The sequence below is a fragment of the Vibrio sp. JZG10 genome, assembly GCF_054064075.1.
This window is the reverse complement of sequence record NZ_JBSUGE010000047.1, coordinates 1-4,301: the sequence shown is the minus strand read 5'-3', so window position 1 is coordinate 4,301 and position 4,301 is coordinate 1. Positions and strand designations below refer to the sequence as shown.

The following is a 4,301-nucleotide window of genomic DNA, read 5'->3' as shown; positions in this document are numbered from 1 at the left end:
TTTTACCAACTTTGGCTACGCACCTAACAAACTGTTCAAGAGGGATTCGCAACGCGTGGCATTTTTACTATGCGTTGGTTTTAGTGGTTAAGGTGGTTTGCGGCGGCTTCGGTATTGCGTTGCTCACCCCTTAACAGGGCGTTAGGCATCAAAGGTTACAAATGTACAGCTCGATATTGATACTATTGCATGGTGTTTTGGCTTCACTTGGTGCAGTTTCGGGTACTTGCACACAGGGAGATGACGGACGTTTTTATGCTTCGATAATGTATAGCTCAGTACTATTCATTCTCATCATAGTCAGACTTCTTCGTGAAAATAGAGGTTCAAAATTTATATGCATTATGCCCTCAATTGCTTTGTTAGGTGCTATGTCGGTAACTTATTTCTGGGCTCCTTTTGTAATTGAAACAACCATTGAAGGTCATCATTTGTGTGGCAAAGAATTTGATTCTCATTTGGTAGAGTCTGATGTCTGGTCTAGAAGCATACCAACGCTTCATATTGTTTTCTCGTTGGCTATTTTCATGCTTTCATTTTGGAAGTTAATTAGGTGCAAAACGGGTAAGTAGTTTGTGGTGGCAAGATGCCTAACAAACTGCTCAAGAGGGATTCGCAACGCGTGGCATTTTTACTATGCGTTTGTGTAAGTGATTAAGGTGGTATGCGGCGGCTTTGGTATTGCGTTGCTCACCCCTTAGCAGGGCGTTATGCATCAGAGGTACTTCATGGAATTTATAGATAGACCTACAGGCGCAAATCAGGAAGAAATACACAAGTTAGAAACTATATTTCAAATAACTCTTCCTAAAAGTATGTTGAATTGGTGGAGTGTTAGCGATGGCCCTATAGTCTATTTTGGCTTCAAAGAGTTACAGTTCTTTTCTTTGTCGGAGATATACGGCGAAGATATTTATGGGGTAAAGCACGATATGCCTGACGCAATGCCAATTTGCTTCGATGGTAATGGAAATATTTGCGTGGCCAGAATTGAAGGTGGTGTTATATCTGGCTTTTATGTCGTTGATTCTGGTGATTTGGGTTGGGAACAAGCGAAAATTATAAGCTGTGAATTCTTAAAGTTTGTGAACGATAGCTTTTCACCTGAAGAACGACTAAATGCATAACAAAGCATTTAAGAGTGATTCCCAACGCTTGGCACCTTTAGTTCAAGGTTAGGTTTTGTGTTTACGGTGCAATGGTTTGGGTTAGGTGGTAGCGTTGCTCACACCTTAATGCGGCGTTATGCATATGGAGAAAGTTCGCATGAAATTAGTAGTTCCAAGCACAGAATATCAAGAATCATATATCGAAATGATTCGAGAATTTATCGATAGAGATGAAGCTTTTGTTCCGTTTGTGTTGGGTGAAGATTATGCTGATTTTTCATCTATGCTCGGAAGGCTAAATGCATACTCTAGAGGTGAGCAGATGCCGGATGGTTTTGTTGCGCACAGTTCATTTTGGTTAATTGACGGACATGAGCAAGTTGTCGGCTGTTCAAATTTAAGGCATGAGTTGAATGACGGTTTACGTGTTTTGGGTGGTCATATTGGTTATGGAATAAAGCCATCACAAAGACAAAAAGGCTATGCAAAACTCATCTTAGAACTAACTCTACCTAAAGCAAAACATCAAGGCATCAAAAGTGCTTTGTTGACAGTAAATAAAGCAAATATTGGGTCGGTCAAAGCGATTGAATATAACAATGGTGTTCTTCAATCAGAAAAGGAAGTTTCAGGGCAAACAGGTTTAGTTCGCTACTATCGAATTGAGCTCTGATTTAACTTTGGTGCGAAAATATGCATAACAAAGCATTTAAGAGTGATTCGCAACGCTTGGCAGTTTCGCTTCGCTCAAGTATAGCCAAGCGCCGCTCACACCTTAATGCGGCGTTAGTACGGGTTTAGTATCAAAGGTCATAAGTTTTGGTGTTTATCTTTTTTGGCGTTCGTCTTTACACCTTTCAGTTTGTGCCTTTCACGTTCTTTCCGGTGGCACTATATGCGGAGTGTTCGCTTTGATTTCACCGTTTACGGTTTCTAACTCTTAGCCTATTTCTTTGGTGCTTCTTCTTTTTCGTGGCTTTTACTAAGTCAGCATTGTCTTTCTTTGGTGTTGCTGTTGAAGTACGAGGAAAGAATCCTTTTCTAATTTGAAGCAAGTGAAAGTAGGGGAGTTCAGTGTGTTTTTCTTCTCGCCAACTTTCGTCTCTTAACCGAGTTTAAGTTTTGTAGCTGCCCGTCTCACTTCAGTGTTCAAAGTCTTTCATATTATGCCACTTTTCAATATCTTGGAGCGCATAAATAGAAGTAGCGCATGTACTAACAAATTGCTTAAGAGTGATTCGTAACGCGTGGCATTTTTACTTTGCGGTGGCTTATGGTGATTAAGGTGCTGTGCGGTAGCTTTTGTATTGCGTTACTCACACCTTAGCAAGGCGTTAGTTGCCAAGGCGAAAAACGCAGCTAAAGCGGAGCATTTAGGGGTAATGGTCTGTGCTGTTTTTACCTGATTCTGTGTTTAGGTGTAAGTTTGCTGAAGTTGCGTTCGATGTTTATTATTGTGGTTTTGGTTTGCCGTTTCAGAAGCCGATTCGCTTGTTGAGAGTCAGCTCTGTGATATTGTCTTTTCAAACGAGCTTTTTGGTGTTGTTAGGCTGTATTCTAAGGCGCTGTTTGTTCCAAGTGGTTTCAGTGAGAGGCGCTTTGAAACTACGCCTGATTTAGGTTCTTTTGAACACGAAAAATGGGCGTTGGCAAAGTGGTAATAAACTTCAAATCAAAGCTTTAGGTTTGGCAACTAACAAAGCATTCAAGAGGGATTCACAACGCATGGCAATTTTAGTTTGAATCGGTTTTAGTGTTTACGGCACAAGGGTTTAGGTTAGGTGGTGGCGTTGTTCACCCCTTAATGCGGCGTTAGCCTACATTCAAAGTTTAGCGTGGAAAGGTGACTTCCACGCTTTGTTGCTTAAGGCTGCTTGATTGATTTCGTTAGTTTATGGATATTATTAAAAACTGAGTTTGTGAAGCTATTCTCGACTTTAGTTCTTTCAATATCAATGGTTGTTTTACCTTTATCGATAACAAAATTTCTTTCGCAGTTTGCCAGTGAATTTATAATTGAATTTGTTGTATCACTATTGGTCAGACTCTGTTGATCTATCGTATGGATTGCCAACATCTTCATTTCAATGTTTGTTATTTCGTTCTGGTAGTATTTAATGTTTATCATCATCTCTTTGTATAATCGCAAGTAGAAAAATGCAAAAATTTCCACAAAAATCACTATTGAAAATCGGCTAATTAAACTAAACCAATCAGTGCTAGAAATAGCATTATTATTTGTGTCTGCCCTAATTGAGACAAGTTGTGTAATGTCGTTGACAACATAGAATAAAATGACACCTGCGGCGATGGTTATGAGTGAGCCAAATGTTATATATAAATTAGCTCTTCTGGATAACTGCTCAATTTCAGTATTTATTCTATTTGTAAAACTGCGTCCCAGCTGGATAGTGTCGAACCTTGGATCTTTAATTTCTTTCTTAGGTTCATTCTTGGACAACTCTTTTTCTTCCAAGACCTGGGCTTCTAACTGTTTGGTTAAAGAATTTAACGATGAAAAAATAGTTTTCTTCTTACTTCAGATTCGAGGTTAAGTCTGCCCACATTGTAGGGGCTAAACTCATGACTTGGTGGGAAAATGTTCAACCTTTTTTCAATGTACTCAATAATAGGTAATAGGTCGTATCTTTTTTCACCTTCTTGTTTGTGATGATCGTACAGCTCAATTGCTTCTCTTATCTCTGCAATTTTTACTAGCTTGTGTTGTGGTTTTGCATAACCGAAATGTTCATCCCTTGCAACGAGAGGTAAACTACTAGGCTTTATTTGCAAATACCAATACACAAAGAACCCGGCAATCATAATGACGATTGACGCTTTCCATATGCTAAATACGCCAACTGGCAGGCTCACATTGACAGAGACGACGTAAGAAATTGTAAGGTAAAGCATTAAGAAAAATGTGGATAGTGTAAGAAACCGTTTTGAACGGTTTTGGCTTTGCATAGCTATGGAAATACTATCGATTGATGTGCTCATTTATATGGCTCGTTTAAAGTTTGCCATATGCTATCTTTCTTCCATAGGAAATCAAGTGATTATGATAGGCTAACAATCTGTTTAAGAGTGATTCGCAACGCTTGGCATTTTCATCATGCGTTGGTTTAAGTGATTAAGGTGGTATGCGGCGGCATCGGTATTGCGTTGTTCACCCCTTAACAGGGCGTTATG

At 39.4% G+C, this 4,301-nt stretch carries 5 protein-coding genes; 3 read left to right on the top strand and 2 right to left on the bottom strand.

Features of this window, described 5'->3' with window-relative positions:
• The first annotated feature begins 728 nt into the window (after positions 1-728).
• The 3 genes from ACWYVB_RS23965 (at position 729) to ACWYVB_RS23955 (ending at position 2,770) form a co-directional block, all read left to right on the top strand.
• Positions 729-1,127, top strand: coding sequence for an SMI1/KNR4 family protein (locus tag ACWYVB_RS23965; protein ID WP_074190779.1), 399 nt, complete (start codon positions 729-731; stop codon positions 1,125-1,127).
• A 139-nt stretch (positions 1,128-1,266) separates the two neighbouring features.
• Complete coding sequence (locus tag ACWYVB_RS23960) at positions 1,267-1,782, top strand: GNAT family N-acetyltransferase (RefSeq protein ID WP_140388115.1); 516 nt, start codon at positions 1,267-1,269, stop codon at positions 1,780-1,782.
• Positions 1,783-2,563: 781 nt separating this feature from the next.
• Positions 2,564-2,770, top strand: a complete 207-nt coding sequence (locus tag ACWYVB_RS23955; RefSeq protein ID WP_457530430.1) for a hypothetical protein — start codon at positions 2,564-2,566, stop codon at positions 2,768-2,770.
• 203 nt (positions 2,771-2,973) lie between these two features.
• Here ACWYVB_RS23955 and ACWYVB_RS23950 read toward each other — a convergent pair whose 3' ends face one another.
• Both ACWYVB_RS23950 and ACWYVB_RS23945 read right to left on the bottom strand, forming a co-directional pair.
• Positions 2,974-3,585 carry a hypothetical protein gene (locus tag ACWYVB_RS23950; RefSeq protein ID WP_395197104.1) on the bottom strand — a complete coding sequence of 204 codons (612 nt, stop codon included), beginning with the start codon at positions 3,583-3,585 and terminating at the stop codon, positions 2,974-2,976.
• 32 nt (positions 3,586-3,617) lie between these two features.
• The gene (locus tag ACWYVB_RS23945) at positions 3,618-4,109 is read right to left on the bottom strand and encodes a hypothetical protein (RefSeq protein WP_395197105.1); all 492 of its coding nucleotides are present in this window, start codon (positions 4,107-4,109) and stop codon (positions 3,618-3,620) included.
• Positions 4,110-4,301: the final 192 nt, after the last annotated feature.

Coding starts and splice junctions, on each gene's coding strand:
- ACWYVB_RS23965 (WP_074190779.1), top strand. CDS start 729: ATGGAATTTATAGATAGACCTACAGGCGCAAATCAGGAAGAAATACAC.
- ACWYVB_RS23960 (WP_140388115.1), top strand. CDS start 1,267: ATGAAATTAGTAGTTCCAAGCACAGAATATCAAGAATCATATATCGAA.
- ACWYVB_RS23945 (WP_395197105.1), bottom strand. CDS start 4,109: ATGAGCACATCAATCGATAGTATTTCCATAGCTATGCAAAGCCAAAAC.